This is a genomic window from Arthrobacter sp. D5-1 (assembly GCF_017357425.1).
Lineage (GTDB): Bacteria > Actinomycetota > Actinomycetes > Actinomycetales > Micrococcaceae > Arthrobacter.
Map to the genome: position 1 here is coordinate 3,464,869 of NZ_CP014571.1, position 16,636 is coordinate 3,481,504.

Below are 16,636 nucleotides of genomic sequence, written 5' to 3' on the forward strand. Positions count from 1 at the left end.
AGGAACCACTTGAACAGCGATACCCCCGTGGCGGATCAGACTGACCACCCCGGCGAGTCGGTGGCTGTTGTAGCAGCCGGTGCCATTCCGTGGCGGATCAACAAGGGTGCCCTTGAGGTTCTCCTCATCCACCGGCCTCGGTACGACGATTGGTCCTGGCCTAAAGGAAAGCTCGACGCCGGCGAAACAGTCCCTGAGTGCGCAGCACGTGAAGTGTGGGAAGAGATTGGCCTCCAGGCTCCTGGCCTAAAGGAAAGCTCGACGCCGGCGAAACAGTCCCTGAGTGCGCAGCACGTGAAGTGTGGGAAGAGATTGGCCTCCAGGCTCCCTTGGGCATACCGCTTCCCGCCATTCACTACCATGTGTCTGCGGGTTTGAAGGTGGTCCGCTACTGGGCTGTCCGGGTCAACGGAGCCCAGCTCAGGCCCGACGGCAAGGAAGTGGACAGCGTCATGTGGTGCAGCCCTGACAGGGCGGCCGCATTCCTGAGCAACCCCACCGATACGGAGCCGCTCGAATACCTCGAAAAAGCGCACATCCGCGGTGAGCTGGACACCTGGCCACTGGTGCTGATCCGCCATGCCAAGGCCAAGCCCCGGTCCTCCTGGACCAAGGCTGAGGGCGACCGTCCGTTGGCAGCGACGGGCCAGCGGCAGGCAGTTGCCGTTCAACGCCTCCTGGAGGTTTGGAAGCCGCAGCGGGTGGTCACCAGCCCTTGGGCACGGTGTGTTGCCACGATCGCCCCTTATGCCAAAGCCAGCGGGGCCAAGGTGAAACTGGTGGAGGCACTCACGGAGCACAGCCACCACCGCTCCCCCAAGAAGACTGCTGCAGCGGTGGAGGCTTTGTTCGACAAACAGGTTCCGATCGCCGTCTGCACTCACCGCCCTGCGCTTCCTACTGCCTTGAAACAGCTGGGACAACACATGTCGCACGGCTTGAAAGCCCTCCTGCCGGAATCAGACCCATACCTGACACCAGGCGAAGTGATTGTCTGCCAGGTGGCGCGTGGATCTGAGAGGAAGATTGTTTCCGTGGAACAGGTCAAGCCTTTCGACGACTAGGACCACACGGTTCCGGAGCTTGACCCCCGGTCTTTTGTATCAAATACTTAGTACATTGATACAAAAGACATGGGGGTCTTGTCCGTGTATGTAAACCTGCCGCCTTTGCTTTTCCTTGGGCCTGCAGTCGGCGCCGTGATCGTTTATCTTTTCCTTCGCCTGCAGGTGTGGTCCAAGCCCGATGCCCAATCCGTTGCCTCGCATGGACTATGGGTGGGAATCATCGGGTGGATGGCCAGTTCCCTGCAAGGAGCCATGAACGCGGGGATCCTTCGCGTCAATCCCGTCGGGGCAAGCGCACCTTCCACTCCCGAGCAGATCGCCGGCGCACTCGGCTGGCCCATTCTCGCCTGCCTCGCCGTCCATGCGTTGGGTCAACTGAGCTACCCCGCGCCCAAGGCACCCAGAAGGTACGCAGAACTGACCGTCCGCAGGATCAGGGACTTCCTCCCCCGCAAACTCGCGTGGACCACCGCCTCGATCTTCGCCTACGCAGCCGTGGTCATCGCCTGGGTGGCTGCGCTGCCTGAGCACATCCCGGTGCTCCCGACTCCCCCGGACCTTTCCAGTCCCCCGGACCAGACACCGCCCAACGGCTACATAGGGCAGGGACAAGAAGGCAGGATCCCCGGTGTGGAACTGGCCATCTGGCTGGGCGGAGCGCTGTTGCTTCTTGCCGTCGGAACGTGGTTGATACTCCTCCTCATCGCCCGCCGCCGTCAGCTGGAAACACTCGACAGCGACGATAACCGGGTCCTCCGCATCATCGCCACCAACCGCTTGCTCCGGACGGTCGCGACCATCGCCGCAGGGCTGGCAGCCATCGCTGGAAACTTTGCGGCCCAACCGGCCCCCGGCGCCATATGGCAGTCGTCCTGGTTCAACGCCCTTGGCCTGTTCAACATGGTGGTGCTCCTGATGATGTGGTGGTGGCGGGTTCCTGAACTGCCGTCGCTGCTCAAGGCGGCCAAGACCGCCAGTGCCGCTACGCTTCGCGCTGATCCCCGTACCCACCGGGCAGCCCGGCTCAGCATCTCCATCGGTGCGGTACTGGGGGTCGTGGGCGGGCTTGCCCTGGTGGCCGGCTACGCAGTGATCCTGTTGCCTGCGCAAACAACTGCACCGTGGGCATTTCCTTTGCTGACGGGAACAGTGGCCTTACTCCTCCTGGCAGCCATCGCAGCAGGCGATCTCCTGATCGCCCGGAACTACGGAACATCCGACGCTCCAAACCACTGGCCTCGGCAACCCGTCTCCCGGGGTCTGCTCTCGTTTGCCATTGGCAGCGCCCTGGTACTGGGTGTGGCGATCGCATTCGCCGTGGCCGGTGAAGTGCGCCCGTTTGGTCCCAAGACCTGGCCTGCCGCCGTTCTCGTCACCATACTGGTGGCGCTGGCCGGCGCCGCAGCCATCCTTGCCGTGCGCCGCCGTCGTGGCATCCCGGAAGGCGAAAGCGGCGCTGGACTGGACGCGGCGTTGAGGGCCATCAGCATGTATCGAATAGTAAGGACGCTGGCCGCGTACTGCCTGGGGCAAGCGTCCGCGCTGCTGATCGGTACCGGCAACCTTTGGTATGACGTATTCCCCTCCGCTGCAAGCCCGGATCCGATCGGTCCCAGCCCACTCCCCATCATTGGCATAGCGCTCGCCGTCATCGCGGTCCTTGTCTCCGTGACACCAGTGCGGAGCCTGTTCCGCACCATTCCACGGGGACGGGTCGCAAAACAGGGAGAACACGCACAATGACCGCAGGGATCACGGTGGACCTTTCGGATCCTGTTCCTCCGTACGAGCAGATCCGCCGGCAACTCAGCTCCCTGATCGCAGTGGGAGTCCTGGAGCCCGGGAGTCGCTTGCCCACAGTCCGCAGCCTGGCCTCCGACCTCGGCATCGCGGTGGGCACCGTGGCGCGCGCCTATAAGGAGCTTGAGCAGGCCGGACTGATTGAATCACGACGGCGCAACGGGACTGTCGTTGTCGGCCCGCCACCGGCGCCCCACGGCACGGTCCGGGCTGACGCTGCGGTGATGGCCGCCGTCGACGGTTTGATCCGGACGGCTCGCGACGCAGGCATTCGTGACGACACTCTCATAGATCTGGTGAGAGGCCGGCTGGCAAGTAAGCTGGACTCGTGAGCATCCCCACCCCTTATGAAGACCTTCTGCGTGACGTCATGGCGAACGGCACGCACAAGTCGGACCGCACCGGAACCGGAACGCGCAGCGTTTTTGGCCGTCAACTGAGGTTCGATCTCGCCGGGAGCTTCCCGCTCATCACCACCAAGCGGGTCCACTTCAAGTCCGTTGCCGTGGAACTTCTCTGGTTCCTGCGCGGTGACTCGAACGTGAAGTGGATGCAGGACCAAGGCGTCTCCATCTGGGATGAGTGGGCTGACGCTGATGGCGAACTCGGCCCGGTGTACGGGGTGCAGTGGCGCAGCTGGCCAACCCCCGACGGCGGGCACATTGACCAGATGTCCGAGCTCATGACCAACCTTGCCGCCAACCCGGACTCCCGCCGCCACATCGTGTCCGCGTGGAACGTTTCCGAGCTCAAGGACATGGCCCTGCCGCCCTGCCACGCGTTTTTCCAGTTCTACGTGGCGGACGGCAAACTGTCCTGCCAGCTGTATCAACGCTCAGCGGACACATTCCTGGGAGTGCCGTTCAACATTGCCTCCTACGCGCTGCTGACCCGGATGGTGGCGCAGCAACTGGACCTGGAACCGGGCGAATTCGTCTGGACCGGCGGTGACGTCCACGTCTACGACAACCACGTGGACCAGGTTGCCGAGCAGCTCAGCCGTGAGCCCTTCGAATATCCGCAGCTCAAGATCCTCCGGAAGCCGGACTCGATCTTCGACTACACCCTGGACGACTTTGAGGTTGTGGACTACCGCCACCACCCCACTATCAAGGCGCCGATCGCGGTATGAGCACCCCTTCTTCCGAGACTCCTTCCCCGCTGCCCGGCGTCGTCTTCACCCAGGAAACCGCGGCCCGCATGACGGGTATCGGCCTGGTATGGGCCCAGACCAAGTCCGGCGTGATCGGCAAGGACGGCTCCATGCCATGGCACTTGCCTGAAGACCTGAAGCACTTCAGCAAACTCACCTCGGGCCACCCCGTCATCATGGGCCGCAAGACCTGGTTGTCGTTCCCGGAAAAGTACCGCCCGCTCCCGGGCCGCACCAACATCGTGGTGACCCGTAACGCTGAGTGGGCTTCAACGCCCGAAGCCGAGGGCGCCGTCGTGGTTTCATCCCTTGACGCCGCCCTGCTGGAATCGCAATTCGCTCCAGGCGGCCAAAAAGTGTGGATCATTGGCGGCGGCGAGATCTTTGAGCAGTCCATGGGCATCGCCAACCTGGCGGTCATCACCATCATCGATGCGGATCTGGAGGGCGACACCTACGCTCCAGAGCTTGGCCCCGACTGGACCTTCGACACCGTGGCGCCGCCCGAGGGCTGGCTCACCGCCAACAACGGCACAAACTACCGGTTCACCACGTGGCGCCGGACCGAAAGCTAGGAGCCCAGGATATGCAGGCAATACTGAAGAAACCTGAAACCCTGTTCGTGCTGGGCTACATGCTCCTGCCACTCTTCGCCCTGATTTCCGCCATCGTGGGATTGACCATGATCCTGGGCGGCAACCGGATTGCCGGAATCATTGTGCTGATCGTTGTCACGCAGGTATTCACTTTTGGTGCCTTCTTCGCCCTGCGCAAGCGCAAGGCCGTCCTGCTGCGGGAGCCCGACGCCGGCAGCTAAGCCCGTGCGGTCGGCGTGCGGGCCGCTGTGGCGAGTGGCGTCGTCGTACGTTCCGGTGGTGACGTAACCAACAGCGGCTCTGCGCCCCGAAAGTTTAGACTGGGTGAATGACTACAGCAGCTAATCCGTCCGTTGGACTGGTCGGTTGGCGTGGCATGGTCGGCTCCGTCCTGATGCAGCGCATGCAGGACGAAAACGACTTCGCCAACATCAACCCGGTATTTTTCTCCACCTCGAACGCAGGAGGTGCCGCCCCGTCCTTCGCAGATGGGGCCGGCAAGCTCGAGGATGCGTTTGACATCGAGACGCTGGCCAAGCTGCCGATTATTGTCACCGCCCAGGGCGGCGACTACACCAAGCAGGTCCACGGCGAACTCCGCAGCCGTGGCTGGGACGGCCTCTGGATCGACGCCGCTTCCACCTTGCGCATGAATGACGATTCCATCATCGTGCTGGACCCCATCAACCGTGACGTCATCGACGCCGGCCTGTCCGGGGGCGTGAAGGACTTCATCGGCGGCAACTGCACGGTTTCCTGCATGCTTATGGGCCTCGGAGGCCTGTTCAAGAACAACCTGGTCGAATGGGGCACCTCCATGACCTACCAGGCCGCCTCCGGAGGCGGTGCACGCCACATGCGTGAACTCCTCAACCAGTTCGGCACGCTCAATAATGAAGTCCGCAGCGAACTGGATGATCCTGCGTCGGCCATCCTCGAAATCGACCACAAGGTCCTCGCCGCACAGCGCACCGGCGTTGACGCCACCCAGTTCGGCGTACCGCTGGCAGGGTCCCTGATTCCCTGGATCGATGCCGACCTCGGCAACGGCCAGTCCAAGGAAGAATGGAAAGCCGGAGTAGAGACCAACAAGATCCTCGGCACCGGAAACGGCACCGCCGGCAAGGACCACATCGCCATGGACGGTCTGTGCATCCGCATCGGCGCCATGCGTTCACACTCCCAGGCCCTCACGCTCAAGCTGCGCGAAGACCTGTCCGTAACCGAAATCGAGAACCTCCTGGCCAAGGACAACGAGTGGGCCAAGGTTGTTCCCAACACCAAGGAAGCCTCCATGGCGGACCTGACCCCCGTGGCAGCATCCGGCACGCTGGACATTCCCGTGGGCCGTATCCGGAAGCTTGAAATGGGTCCGGAATACATCAGCGCCTTCACCGTGGGCGACCAGCTCCTATGGGGTGCAGCCGAGCCGCTGCGCCGCATGCTCAACATCGTGACGGGCAAGCTCTAGGCTTCACGCACCGGTTTGTTGACAACCCGCTGTTCCGCTGCTGCCCAGCAACGGAACAGCGGGTTTTCCGCGTCGTAGGGTGTGTTCAGCCGGCGGGATCGGCCAACATCCTTCAGCCGGCCATGAACTTCAGGTACGCCCTCCCCTGAGCCTCGAAGGCACGGCCAGCGGCTGTCCCCAACTCCCCCGCGAACGGCTCCGGCACCACGCCTACAGACTTCCCGCTCACGGTTCTGGCCCACGTTCCCACCACTTCCCCGCCGGAGACGATGATGCGCTTGAAAACCCCGTTCTTGCCCGGCACTACCCGTTCGGCGTACTCGGGCGCGAGTACCAGGCTCCGATCCTGGTAACCGAGCAGGTACTCATCGAAGCCGGGAAGAGCCAGCAACGAGCGTGAGCCGGGGACGCCGTCGTCGATCATTGCCGCCGTCTCAGGCGACAACCAATAACTGGTGCCGTCCAGCGGCACCTCAACCAGCCGGTCATGCAATGTAGTAAGAGCCGCACGCGCCTCAGTGAGCGGCACTTGGCTCCACCACGAAAAATCCTTGATGGTGGCCGGGCCGTGGCTCCTGAGGTAGCGGAACAGCAGCTCCGCGATGCCCTCCTCACGGCCAAGGTCCCGGGACTCAGGTATCCACTCCTCAAATGGCACAAACAGTTGCTGCACCCCAGCCTTTCCGCTGGATGCCGCCATCGGCCCCTGCACCAGCCAAGCGCGCTGGCACAAGCTCCCCAGCAAGTGGATCCCGCGCTGTGCTGTGGTGGTCTGGCCGGCTTCCTCAAACGCGTGGAACAGCTGCTCCCGGGTCGCGCCGTGTGCGCCCTCCGTTGCCTTCAGCACCTCCGTGGTTTTAACCGCGATGTCCCGGCAATGGCTGATGTCGTCCTGGGTAATGCCGAGTTCACGGTGCCGGCCGGCCACAGTGGACATGAGGCGGTCACTGGTGATGCCCAAAATCCACCGGAGATCCTCGGGGGCCAGGAGGTGCAACGTCCCGCGCATGGGCCAGGAACGGACCACGGTCCCGGCGTCGAGGGCAGCCCTGACGTCCGAGGCCCGGGTGCCGGGCACGCGCTGCCCCACGGCCCACAGCGCGTGGCCAAGGTCCTGGGCCTGCATCGCCGTCATCCAACGAACCGCATCAGCAACCGAGGGAAAGCCCCCAGCCAACAGGCCTTGGCTTGCGAGCCGCAAACGGCCCATGACGCGCGGACTGGGATTCTTTGGGGCTGCAGGCATGCTTCATCCTAAAAGGGCCGGCATGCACAGGGAACCTTGCCGCGCCTCCCAGCCCTCACCCAGCAGCGGATCCTAGGATGGATTCATGCTTTTTGGAGATCTTGCCCCGTTTGTGCGGCCGATGAGCCGGTGGTTGGCTACCGCCGGCTGGTTCTGCACTCTGGTGGGACTTGGCGCCGGGCTGATCGTTGCCGTGGGAACGGGCGTCAGCCTCTCCCCGTCAATGCGGGCCATCCAGACAGCCAGCCTCGTAGCAACCGCCGCCGCCGCGCTCCTCATCGGAACCGCCGCGGCAAGCCAGCCCGTTTCCGACCGCAACGACGACGCTCCTGAACCCTGGTTCTACCCGGCGGCCGCAGCACAGGTCCGCAGCTTCCTCGTTGGAGCCATCGTCATGCTCCTGGGCTTGGTGGGCTTCGCCGCTGCAAGCCTGTACATGCCCAGCGGGCCATCGCCGCAGAGTATCGCGTTCAGCCAGATCTTCCTGCTGGGCTCGGTCAGTTGTGGGCTGACATTCCTGTTGCTCAACAAGATCCTGCCGATTGCCGAGCGGCGAACACGCTAGGTTTCCGTCCCGGCGCTACGCCGAGGAGCTGGATCTCGACCGAAAGACCCTCCGGATACCCCCGAGAGCTCACCCCTCGCGAGCTGTACTTGCCTTAGAACGAAAGGCCGATCAGCAGCGGTTCCGGGTGCAGTTCAATGCCATAACGTTCGACGACGCCGGCCCTCACCTCGCGCGCGATGGCCACCATATCCGCGGCCGATGCTGTCCCCCGGTTGGTGATGGCGAGGGTGTGTTTGGTGGACAGGGATGCCCTGCCGCCTGAGACACTCGATTCCTCCAGCCCAAAGCCCTTGCCGAACCCGGCGTGGTCGATCAACCAGGCAGCGGAAAGCTTGATGAGTCCGTCGTCGCCCGCGGGATACTTTGGCGCGTTCTCCGGCAACTCTGCAGCGCGTTCTGCCTCCACGATCGGGTTGGTGAAGAAGGAACCTGTGGAGTACGTGTCCCGGTCTTTTGCATCCAGGACCATGCCCTTGGAAGCGCGGAGCCGGAGGACTTCCCTCCGGACATCGTTGGAGTAGGCGCGCTTGCCTGCCTCCACGCCCAGCACCCGGGCCAACTCGGCGTAACGGATGGGGGCGCTCATCCGTCCCAGCGGCAACTGAAACTCCACTGTCAGCACCACGTACCGGGGCGAGCCCTCAACCGTGGTCTGTTTCAGGATGGAGTCGCGGTACCCGAATTTGAGCTCGGAATTGGTAAAGGTCTGAACTGCGTTGCGTTCACGATCCCAGGTCCGCACGGCGGCGATCGTTTGTGAAACGTCTGAGCCGTAGGCGCCCACATTTTGCACGGGCGTAGCTCCTGTGGCACCGGGAATTCCGGAGAGCGCTTCCAGCCCGGACCAGGCGTGCAGGACGGAGTGTTCCACCAGCGCATCCCAATTGTGTCCGGCCTGTACCACCACCGACACACCGCCACAGCTGTCCTCGGAGTTCACGGTGAAGCCCTGGGAGGCGATCTTCAGCACAGTCCCCGGGTAGCCTTCGTCCGAGATCAGAAGGTTGGACCCGCCTCCGATAATCAGGAGTTTCTGGCCCGCAGCGTCAGCCGAACGGACGGCGTCGATAATCTCTGCCTCAGTACGGGCCTCAACGTAGTTGCCCGCGGGGCCGCCGACGGCGGCAGTGGTCAGTTCGGAAAGCAGTGTTTGGGTCACCCATTAAGCCTAACGGGCTTCGTTGGGCTGGACGGACTTGGCCTTCTGCTGCCCGGAGAGCGGGGCCAGGAAGAAACTGACCACCAGGAGCACCAAGGGCGCCAACAAAGAGTGCAGGATGCCGAAGTGTTCGGCCAACAGGCCCAACAGTGGCGGCCCGCAAAGGAAAGCCCCGTAGCCGATGGTGGAGACTACCGAAACCCGTGCAGCGGCGTGGACGGGGTCATCGGCGGCGGCTGACATCCCCACCGGGAAACCGAGCGATGCGCCAAGGCCCCAGATAGCCAATGCAACGAAGGCCAGCCACGGAACCGGCGAAAAGACAAAGAGCGCAAGACCCACGACGGCGGTCGCTGAGCACCAGCGCATCACCACCACACGTCCAAACCGGTCGAGGATGGACGTGCCGGCGAATCGGCCGATGGTCATGAAGGTGACGAACAGGCCATAACCCACTGCACCCGCGGCATCGGACTGCCCGTGGCCGTCGGCAAGCGCCAGCGCCACCCAGTCCCCCGCAGCTCCCTCGGCCAGTGCCAGCCCGAGGACCAGGACACCGATCAGGAGGGTTCGACGGTCGCGCCAGGCAAGGGCCACGAGCCGCTTGTTGTCGAGTGGGGCAGCGGCCTTGCCTGGTTTGGGCTGCGTCTCCGGGGACCCTGTGATGATGGGCAGTGGACCGGTGGAGGGGTCCTGGAAAGTGTCCGTTTCATCGGGCCGGTACGTGTGTGTAGCAGAAGCTGTCTTTTCCGCACGGAACCAGAAGCCGGCAGTCACTACGGACGTAGTAACTACGACGCCTGAGATCAGGAAGTGCCAGAAGACCGGCATGTGCACCGCAGCAGCCCAGGCGCCAAAACCGGCGGCAGCTACCGTGCCGAGACTGAATGCCCCATGAAGGTGCGGCATGATGTGCCGGTCCAAGGCGCGTTCCAGCGCAGCTCCCTCAACATTGGAGGCGGTGTTCCAACTCGCCGTGCCCAGACCGAGCACCACCAGGCCCGTTGCCACCACCAGCGGACTCGCCGCGACGGAAGCGCCGAATCCCACGGTGACCAAGCCGGCGCCCACCATGCAACTGCCGATCCTCGTAGTGAGTTTCGGCCCCAGCCTGAGCACGATCAGTCCCGAGGCCGAGATGGAAATGAAGGAGGCCACGGTCATGCACATCAGCAGAAGGCCAATGCCGCCCGGCGTGAGGTCCAGTCCGTCGCGGATGGCGGGCAGGCGGGACACCCAGGTGGCAAAAGCGATGCCGCTGGCCGCGTAGGAAGCAAGAACAGCGGCGCGCCACCGCGACATTTCAGTCGGGGTGGCCCGTCGCGGAGAAGCCTTCAGTGGGTTCAAGAGACCTTCACGACCGCCTGCGATTTCATGAGGACCTTCAGTCCTGCTGCCACAACGGTGAGGTCAACGCGGGCGGTGCGGGCATCGGCGTCGAGCGCTCCCACTACACCGGTGACGTCGATGACGGCGCCGGCCTCATCGGTTCCTGTTGTATCGGTGACCAGCACCGGCTTGGTGAAGCGGGTCTGGTAATCGACGACGGCGGCGGGGTCGCCTGCCCAGTCGGTCACCAACTGCACGGCGGCACCCATGGTGAACATGCCGTGCGCAATGACACCCGGCAGCTCAACGGAGGTGGCGAACGCTTCATTCCAGTGGATGGGGTTGAAGTCCCCGGAGGCACCTGCGTACTTGACCAGGTCCTGGCGGGTGACCTCGATGCTGCGGGTGCCGATTTCCTGGCCGACCGTCAGTTCTTCGAATGTGGGGCTCATGGTTACTGTCCCTCTCCGCGGACCAGGATGGATGAGGTGGTGGTGGCGACTTTTTCGCCTGCCACGGTGGAAATCTCGGAGCGGGTGGTGATCATGGCTCCCCCGCCCATGGCACGGACGCCGTCCACATGAAGTTCGGCTACCAACTGGTCACCTGCAACGATGGCCCGGTGGTGCGTGAACCGCTGGTCAGCGTGGACCACCCGGGAGAAGTCGATCCCCGATTCCGGGTCCTCCACCAGCTGGGCATCAGCACGCTGGGCAACGATGATGGCAAATGTTGGCGGCGCTACGAGGTCGCTGTGCCCCAAGGCCTTGGCGGCTTCCACATCGAAATGTGCGGGGTTGTTGGCTTTCACAGCCTTGGCAAACTCGCGGATCTTTTCGCGGCCGACGTCATATACCTCTGCGGCAGGGTAGCTTCGGCCCTGCAGGTCCGGATTGATACTCATGGTCCAACCCTATCGGGCCGCGGGGTACGGAGTGGTGCCGTTTATTTCTTGTAGCCCTTCCGGATTTTCTGGCCCCGGACCACGAGCCCGCCCACATGGAGGAGCAGCCCCACACCAATGACCGGCAACGATGCCATGGCGAGGCCCTGGTTGCCCGAAGTGTTTCCCACAATGGACAGGATGAGTCCCACAGCAATGAGCCCCATGGCACTGAAAACCAGGACTTTGTAGGAAGTGGAGGCGTTGGCCCAGAATTCGTCTAGCACCGTCCAAGTCTACCGGGGCGTGCGTGGGACTAGAAAAGGGAGTCCTGCAGCGCCGGGATTTCTGTGAGGTGCTGGCCGAACTCGATCTTGCGGCCCTTCAGCGCGCCCAGGTCTGCCACAAAGCTGCCCTCCACCTCTGCCCCCGACGCGTCTGGAAGACCTGCCAAGGCGATGGCCCCGGACAGTGCGTGGACCCGCAGACCGTGCCCGCCGGAGTCGAACGTTACCGGGTAAGGGTGGCGACGCCCTTCGCCGGCGCCATCACAAAGCCGGTCCGCCAGCGCGGGCCGGTCCCACTCTTCCTCCACAACGGAACAGCCGGTCATCCCGAGCCCGCCCAGCATCCCGCGCACCCGCCCGGCGTGCTGACGGTTCAACGCCAAGAGTTCGACGCCGGCACGCGGCTCCACGAGGCCTGCCACCTTGGAGGCCGAACGGACTTGTTGGACGAGGCCGAGCTCGCGGGTGACCATGTCCTCGAGAATGCGAACAACACGGCCATCCTCGGCATGGGCCACGTAGGAAGCGTGCACGGCCCCCTGCTCGGCCAGCCTGTTCCATTTGCGCTGCGCAGAGGCCGTGCCCACTTTGGTGGCACCGTTCGCAAAAGTTGCCACGTAGAGCCAGTGTGGCTGCATCAGATAGGCCCGCAGGCCGGTGGGAACGGAGGTGCCGCGATGAAAGTCGTGCATGAGCCGGGAATCATCGCGGGCAAAGCAGGCCCCACATTGTTTGCCGCGCTCCGCCGGGGCACTGCTGCGGCAGGGAACATGCGTGCGGTCCCCCGGACCGTGGACCTTGGTATGGCCCAGGCACCACAGACCGGGGATAACGCGCAGGCCCAGGGCTGAGCCCCGGCCCAACGCAATATCACTGAACTCCCCGTCCGGCGCGAACAACCTCAATGCAGGCGAAGTGGAGTCCCAAACGACTCCGTGAACCAGCATGCTTACAGGGAAGGCTGGACTCCGAAGGCCACGGCAAGCTTCATGATCTTCTCGGCGCGGCCCAAACGCGGGAGGTCCGAACCGTCGCGGATGACGCGGCCGTTGGCTTCGAAGTCGTTCATGAAGTCGGTGGCCCAGGCGACGTCGGACGGCGTGGGGCTGATGACCTCATTGATCACGGTGGTCTGATCGATGGCCAGGCACAGCTTGCCGGTCATGCCCATGGTCACGGTGATGCCGGTCTGCTCGCGCAGGATGGGGTGGTTGGTGCCGACGGTAGGGCCGTCGATGGGGCCCGGCAGGTTACCCACGCGGCTGGCGACAACCAGTTTGGCGCGCGGGTAGGCCATGGCTTCCGGGGTAGCCGCCATGCCGGTGTCGCGGCGGAAATCGCCGGAGCCAAAAGCAAGGCGGAAGGCACCCTGGGCACGGGCAATATGGTTGGCTTCCTCGATGCCGAGGGCGGACTCAACCAGCGCGACCACGGGAGTCTTGCCGTCCATGCGGTGGTAGGACTCGGTGACCTGGTCAGCGGATTCGGTCTTGGCCAGCATCACGCCCAGCAGACCAGGGGTGCCGCGGAGACCGGCGAGGTCGTCGGCCCAGAACGGGCTGGTGGCGTCATTGATGCGGACCCACGCCTGGCCACCGGCGGTCAGCCAGTTAACGACGTTCTCGCGTGCTTGGTCCTTCTGGGAAGGATCCACGGCGTCTTCGATATCCAGGATGATGGCGTCTGCCCGTGAACCCGCAGATTCGTCAAAGAGCTCCGTTTTCATGGCGTTCACAAGGAGCCAGGAACGGGCGATATCAGCGGGAATGTTGCGGGTAGGCCGAATGGACTCGGCGGCGATGCTAGACGTCATGTATCTACCGTATCCGCCCGGCGGCTCACAGGGCGAAGAAATACGGCCGGTTGTGAGGATCAATACGAACTAAACCCCATATGACTGTGGGGTCCAACAGTATGAAGGTCCGACGGCGGTACGCGCCAGTCATGCCAGGCCCGCCAGTCGCTGTTGTTCATGAGGCTCAACGCGGCGACTTGTGTCGCGCCGTTGCCGGGAATTGCCCAGGATTTCGTCGCGTGTCGGGCTGTTTCGCAGCGTTTCCAGGCGTTACCCCGGCACTTCCCAGCCGCCGTCGAAATGGGCTTTCATCGTTCCCAAGCCGTTGCACAGCTTCCAAGCTCCCGCTTAAGCCGGCCCACCCAACACATCACCACTCATCGAAAGTAGCTCCCATGAAACTGCATCTGCCCCTGCTGAGCGTCGCGGCCGCCGTCGTACTAGCGCTGACGGTGAGCGGCTGCGGCGGCGCTGCCGAAGCCGGTCAAGCCAACCAGGCAGGCACCGAGGTCAAGGAACTCCGGTACCAGGGCTCGGCGAACAACGTGACTTTCCCTGAACTGGCTGCAGACCTCGGATATCTGGGCGACCTGAAGCTGAACTGGGTTGGCAACACAACCAGTGGTCCGCAGGACATCCAGTCTGCGGCAACCAACCAGACCGACTTCGGCGGCGCGTTCTCCGGAGCGGTGGTCAAACTCATTGAAGCCGGCGCGCCAGTCAAAGGCGTGACCAACTACTACGGCTCCGACGAGAAGACCTTCAGCGGCTATTACGTGAAGGCCGACAGCACCATCAAGGAACCGCGTGACCTGATCGGCAAGAAGATCGCCGTCAACACGCTGGGCGCCCATCACGAAGCCGTCATCAACACCTGGCTGACCAAGAACGGCCTCAGCCAGGACGAGATCAAGCAGGTCCAGTTGGTCCCGCTGGCACCGAACGACACCGAAGAAGCGATTCGTCGTGGACAGGTGGACGCCGGAACGCTTGGCGGCGTCCTGCAGGACAGGGCCATCGAAGCCGGCGGACTGCGCTCGCTGTTCAGCGACGTGGAACTGTTCGGTACCTTCGCAGGCGGACAGATCGTGCTCCGGAACGACTTCATCGCGAAGAACCCGAACACGACCCGCACCTTCACCACAGGTGTTGCCAAAGCGATCAAGTGGGCTGCCGAAACCCCTCGCGACGAGGTCATTGCCCGCTTCACCAAGATCATCGATGGCCGCGGACGCAATGAGAGCACCGCCAACCTGAAATTCTGGAAGAGCCCCGGGGTCCCGGACGCAGGGGTGATCAAGGACGAGGACTTCACCCGCTGGGAGGACTGGCTCAACGCATCGGGAATCGTCAAGGACAAGCTCACGCCGTCCAAGTACTACACGAACGAGTTCAACGAGCTCGCCGCGAAGAAGGGATAGCCATGACCGCGAAAATCAGCCTGCGGAACGTCACCAAGGAATTCACGGTCCGGGCCACCAAGACAACCAGCGCCACCCGGCTCACCGCCATCGATTCCCTCAGCTTGGATGTCCGGGACGGCGAGTTCCTCACCTTGGTAGGCCCCAGTGGTTCGGGCAAGACCACGCTGCTGGACTTGCTGGCCGGACTCTCGACGCCGACGTCCGGTGAAGTCCTGGTGGATGGCAAGGCCGTCACCGGTCCGGGCAAGGACCGCGCCGTGGTGTTCCAGCAGTACGCGTTGTTCCCTTGGCGGACAGCGTCGGCCAACGTCTCCATTGGACTTGAAGGAGTGGGCCCGGACGGCAGGAAGCTGAACCGCCGCGAGCGGGCAGTGAAGGCCAGCGAATACCTGGCACTTGTAGGCTTGGCGGGTTTCGAGGACCGCTATCCGCATGAGCTCTCCGGCGGCATGAAGCAGCGCGTGGCCATCGCCCGGAGCCTGGCTTACGAGCCGGACGTCTTGCTGATGGACGAGCCGTTCGCCGCTTTGGACGCCCAGACCCGTGAGCAGTTGCAGGATGAACTCCTCAGGATCTGGAAAGCCACGGGCAAGACCATCGTCTTCATCACCCACGGCATTGACGAGGCCGTATACCTCGGCGAGCGCGTCGCCGTCCTGAGCGCGCGCCCGGGCCGGCTCAAGGAAATCGTGGACATCAATATTCCCGACCGCGACGGCGACGGGGACATCCGCTCCCATCCCGCCTTTGTGGAGCACCGACACCAGGTCTGGACGCTCCTGCACGATGAAGTCCGCCGCGCCCAGGACGCCGGCCACCGCAAGATCCTGCCGGACGGCAGCGCACCGGACGAACCCGCAACCATCACCAAGGAAAGGAGCGCGGCCTGATGACCACCACGCTCATTCATACAGAAGCCGCGCCCACGGCGGGCACCGCGACAAACCCAGCTGCCGCCGTCGAGCGTTCACCGCAGGATGCTGCAAAAGGCACGACGCCGGCAGCCGGCAAAGTGCGACGGGTCGCCGCCGCGGCCGGTTCAGTTCTCTGGAAGTCCACGGCCATCCTGGCGTTCCTGGCACTGTGGGAGCTCGGGCCGACGTACTTGGCCAGCCCCTCCACAAGGGTGTTCCTGCCACCGCTGCACGAAGTACTCCTGGCGTGGGGCAAGCTGTTCGAGGCCGGCACCATCCAAGGCCACATTGCTGCCAGCCTCACCCGGTCCGTGACAGGCTTCGGCGCCGCACTGGTGGCAGGTGTCTCGCTGGGATTGCTCATCGCCTGGTACGGGCGGTTGAACTCGGTCCTGAACCCCCTGCTGGAGTTGTTCCGCAACACTGCCGCGCTGGCCTTGCTGCCCGTGTTTACGCTGCTGCTGGGTATTGGCGAGGAATCGAAGATCAGCATCGTTGCTTACGCTGCGTTCTTCCCGGTCCTCCTCAACACCATTGCCGGAGTGAAGACCGTGGACCCGCTGCTGATCAGGGCGGCGCGCTCGTTGGGGCTCAACAGCTTCCGGCTCTTCCAGAAAGTCATTCTCCCGTCCGCCGTGCCCACCATTTTCACGGGTATCCGCATGGCCGGCACCGCATCAATCCTGGTGCTGATCGCCGCGGAAATGGTGGGAGCCAAAGCCGGCCTGGGTTATCTGATCGTGAACGCGCAGAGCAGCTTCCTGATCCCGGACATGTACGCCGGCATTCTTACGGTGTCCTTGTTGGGGCTCGGCGTGAACTTCCTCCTGGTAGCCCTTGAACGGCACTTCTCCCGCTGGCGCACCGCTGTTGGTGCCGACGCTTCCTGACCCACCCACGCGGTACCCGCCGCAACCCATCACCACAGAATCAACCACAACCAG

18 protein-coding genes and 1 pseudogene are annotated in these 16,636 nt (G+C 63.7%); 11 read left to right on the forward strand and 8 right to left on the reverse strand.

Annotation, left to right across the window (positions count from 1 at the left end):
* Window positions 1-9: 9 nt before the first annotated feature.
* The 7 genes and pseudogenes from AYX22_RS15960 (at window position 10) to asd (ending at window position 6,087) form a co-directional block, all read left to right on the forward strand.
* Window positions 10-1,064, forward strand: a pseudogene (locus AYX22_RS15960) (NUDIX hydrolase).
* A gap of 69 nt (window positions 1,065-1,133) precedes the next feature.
* Complete coding sequence (locus AYX22_RS15965; RefSeq protein ID WP_207594261.1) at window positions 1,134-2,810, forward strand: hypothetical protein; 1,677 nt, start codon at window positions 1,134-1,136, stop codon at window positions 2,808-2,810.
* Window positions 2,807-3,199 (forward strand): GntR family transcriptional regulator, encoded by a 393-nt coding sequence (locus AYX22_RS15970; RefSeq protein WP_207594262.1) that lies wholly within the window; start codon window positions 2,807-2,809, stop codon window positions 3,197-3,199. Before AYX22_RS15965 ends, AYX22_RS15970 begins: the two co-directional genes overlap by 4 nt.
* The gene (locus AYX22_RS15975) at window positions 3,196-3,999 is read left to right on the forward strand and encodes a thymidylate synthase (RefSeq protein WP_207594263.1); all 804 of its coding nucleotides are present in this window, start codon (window positions 3,196-3,198) and stop codon (window positions 3,997-3,999) included. Before AYX22_RS15970 ends, AYX22_RS15975 begins: the two co-directional genes overlap by 4 nt.
* Window positions 3,996-4,595, forward strand: a complete 600-nt coding sequence (locus AYX22_RS15980; protein ID WP_207594264.1) for a dihydrofolate reductase — start codon at window positions 3,996-3,998, stop codon at window positions 4,593-4,595. The genes AYX22_RS15975 and AYX22_RS15980 overlap by 4 nt, the downstream gene beginning before the upstream one ends.
* Window positions 4,596-4,615: 20 nt before the next feature.
* On the forward strand, window positions 4,616-4,837 hold the full coding sequence (locus AYX22_RS15985) for an NF038396 family protein (protein WP_207597615.1): 222 nt from the start codon (window positions 4,616-4,618) through the stop codon (window positions 4,835-4,837).
* 107 nt (window positions 4,838-4,944) lie between these two features.
* Complete coding sequence (gene asd, locus AYX22_RS15990) at window positions 4,945-6,087, forward strand: aspartate-semialdehyde dehydrogenase (RefSeq protein ID WP_207594265.1); 1,143 nt, start codon at window positions 4,945-4,947, stop codon at window positions 6,085-6,087.
* Window positions 6,088-6,199: 112 nt separating this feature from the next.
* On the opposite strand, the gene AYX22_RS15995 is transcribed toward asd, so the two are convergent.
* Window positions 6,200-7,333, reverse strand: a complete 1,134-nt coding sequence (locus tag AYX22_RS15995; RefSeq protein WP_207594266.1) for a winged helix DNA-binding domain-containing protein — start codon at window positions 7,331-7,333, stop codon at window positions 6,200-6,202.
* 85 nt (window positions 7,334-7,418) lie between these two features.
* On the opposite strand from AYX22_RS15995, the gene AYX22_RS16000 reads away from it, so the two are divergent.
* Window positions 7,419-7,898, forward strand: coding sequence for a hypothetical protein (locus AYX22_RS16000; RefSeq protein ID WP_207594267.1), 480 nt, complete (start codon window positions 7,419-7,421; stop codon window positions 7,896-7,898).
* A 94-nt stretch (window positions 7,899-7,992) separates the two neighbouring features.
* Here AYX22_RS16000 and AYX22_RS16005 read toward each other — a convergent pair whose 3' ends face one another.
* Genes AYX22_RS16005 through AYX22_RS16035 form a run of 7 tightly spaced genes read right to left on the reverse strand, consistent with a single transcriptional unit; the run spans window position 7,993 to window position 13,372 of the window.
* Window positions 7,993-9,060, reverse strand: a complete 1,068-nt coding sequence (locus AYX22_RS16005) for a UDP-N-acetylmuramate dehydrogenase (RefSeq protein WP_207594268.1) — start codon at window positions 9,058-9,060, stop codon at window positions 7,993-7,995.
* A 9-nt stretch (window positions 9,061-9,069) separates the two neighbouring features.
* On the reverse strand, window positions 9,070-10,362 hold the full coding sequence (locus AYX22_RS16010) for an MFS transporter (RefSeq protein ID WP_207594269.1): 1,293 nt from the start codon (window positions 10,360-10,362) through the stop codon (window positions 9,070-9,072).
* 41 nt (window positions 10,363-10,403) lie between these two features.
* Complete coding sequence (locus tag AYX22_RS16015; RefSeq protein ID WP_207594270.1) at window positions 10,404-10,841, reverse strand: MaoC family dehydratase; 438 nt, start codon at window positions 10,839-10,841, stop codon at window positions 10,404-10,406.
* A gap of 2 nt (window positions 10,842-10,843) precedes the next feature.
* Window positions 10,844-11,293, reverse strand: a complete 450-nt coding sequence (locus tag AYX22_RS16020) for a MaoC family dehydratase N-terminal domain-containing protein (RefSeq protein WP_089595838.1) — start codon at window positions 11,291-11,293, stop codon at window positions 10,844-10,846.
* Between the two features lie 41 nt (window positions 11,294-11,334).
* Complete coding sequence (locus tag AYX22_RS16025) at window positions 11,335-11,559, reverse strand: DUF3188 domain-containing protein (RefSeq protein WP_207594271.1); 225 nt, start codon at window positions 11,557-11,559, stop codon at window positions 11,335-11,337.
* A gap of 29 nt (window positions 11,560-11,588) precedes the next feature.
* Entirely contained in the window at window positions 11,589-12,506 is a 918-nt protein-coding gene (locus tag AYX22_RS16030) for a DUF2797 domain-containing protein (RefSeq protein ID WP_207594272.1), read from the reverse strand.
* Window positions 12,507-12,508: 2 nt separating this feature from the next.
* Complete coding sequence (locus AYX22_RS16035) at window positions 12,509-13,372, reverse strand: CoA ester lyase (RefSeq protein ID WP_207594273.1); 864 nt, start codon at window positions 13,370-13,372, stop codon at window positions 12,509-12,511.
* Between the two features lie 377 nt (window positions 13,373-13,749).
* Between AYX22_RS16035 and AYX22_RS16040 the strand changes: the two genes are divergently transcribed.
* Genes AYX22_RS16040 through AYX22_RS16050 form a run of 3 tightly spaced genes read left to right on the forward strand, consistent with a single transcriptional unit; the run spans window position 13,750 to window position 16,582 of the window.
* On the forward strand, window positions 13,750-14,775 hold the full coding sequence (locus tag AYX22_RS16040) for an ABC transporter substrate-binding protein (protein WP_207594274.1): 1,026 nt from the start codon (window positions 13,750-13,752) through the stop codon (window positions 14,773-14,775).
* 2 nt (window positions 14,776-14,777) lie between these two features.
* On the forward strand, window positions 14,778-15,668 hold the full coding sequence (locus tag AYX22_RS16045; RefSeq protein WP_207594275.1) for an ABC transporter ATP-binding protein: 891 nt from the start codon (window positions 14,778-14,780) through the stop codon (window positions 15,666-15,668).
* Window positions 15,668-16,582 (forward strand): ABC transporter permease, encoded by a 915-nt coding sequence (locus AYX22_RS16050; protein ID WP_207594276.1) that lies wholly within the window; start codon window positions 15,668-15,670, stop codon window positions 16,580-16,582. The genes AYX22_RS16045 and AYX22_RS16050 overlap by 1 nt, the downstream gene beginning before the upstream one ends.
* Window positions 16,583-16,636: the final 54 nt, after the last annotated feature.

Coding starts and splice junctions, on each gene's coding strand:
- AYX22_RS15965 (WP_207594261.1), top strand. CDS start 1,134: ATGGGGGTCTTGTCCGTGTATGTAAACCTGCCGCCTTTGCTTTTCCTT.
- AYX22_RS15970 (WP_207594262.1), top strand. CDS start 2,807: ATGACCGCAGGGATCACGGTGGACCTTTCGGATCCTGTTCCTCCGTAC.
- AYX22_RS15980 (WP_207594264.1), top strand. CDS start 3,996: ATGAGCACCCCTTCTTCCGAGACTCCTTCCCCGCTGCCCGGCGTCGTC.
- asd (WP_207594265.1), top strand. CDS start 4,945: ATGACTACAGCAGCTAATCCGTCCGTTGGACTGGTCGGTTGGCGTGGC.
- AYX22_RS15995 (WP_207594266.1), bottom strand. CDS start 7,333: ATGCCTGCAGCCCCAAAGAATCCCAGTCCGCGCGTCATGGGCCGTTTG.
- AYX22_RS16000 (WP_207594267.1), top strand. CDS start 7,419: ATGCTTTTTGGAGATCTTGCCCCGTTTGTGCGGCCGATGAGCCGGTGG.
- AYX22_RS16010 (WP_207594269.1), bottom strand. CDS start 10,362: ATGTCGCGGTGGCGCGCCGCTGTTCTTGCTTCCTACGCGGCCAGCGGC.
- AYX22_RS16015 (WP_207594270.1), bottom strand. CDS start 10,841: ATGAGCCCCACATTCGAAGAACTGACGGTCGGCCAGGAAATCGGCACC.
- AYX22_RS16020 (WP_089595838.1), bottom strand. CDS start 11,293: ATGAGTATCAATCCGGACCTGCAGGGCCGAAGCTACCCTGCCGCAGAG.
- AYX22_RS16030 (WP_207594272.1), bottom strand. CDS start 12,506: ATGCTGGTTCACGGAGTCGTTTGGGACTCCACTTCGCCTGCATTGAGG.
- AYX22_RS16035 (WP_207594273.1), bottom strand. CDS start 13,372: ATGACGTCTAGCATCGCCGCCGAGTCCATTCGGCCTACCCGCAACATT.
- AYX22_RS16040 (WP_207594274.1), top strand. CDS start 13,750: ATGAAACTGCATCTGCCCCTGCTGAGCGTCGCGGCCGCCGTCGTACTA.
- AYX22_RS16045 (WP_207594275.1), top strand. CDS start 14,778: ATGACCGCGAAAATCAGCCTGCGGAACGTCACCAAGGAATTCACGGTC.
- AYX22_RS16050 (WP_207594276.1), top strand. CDS start 15,668: ATGACCACCACGCTCATTCATACAGAAGCCGCGCCCACGGCGGGCACC.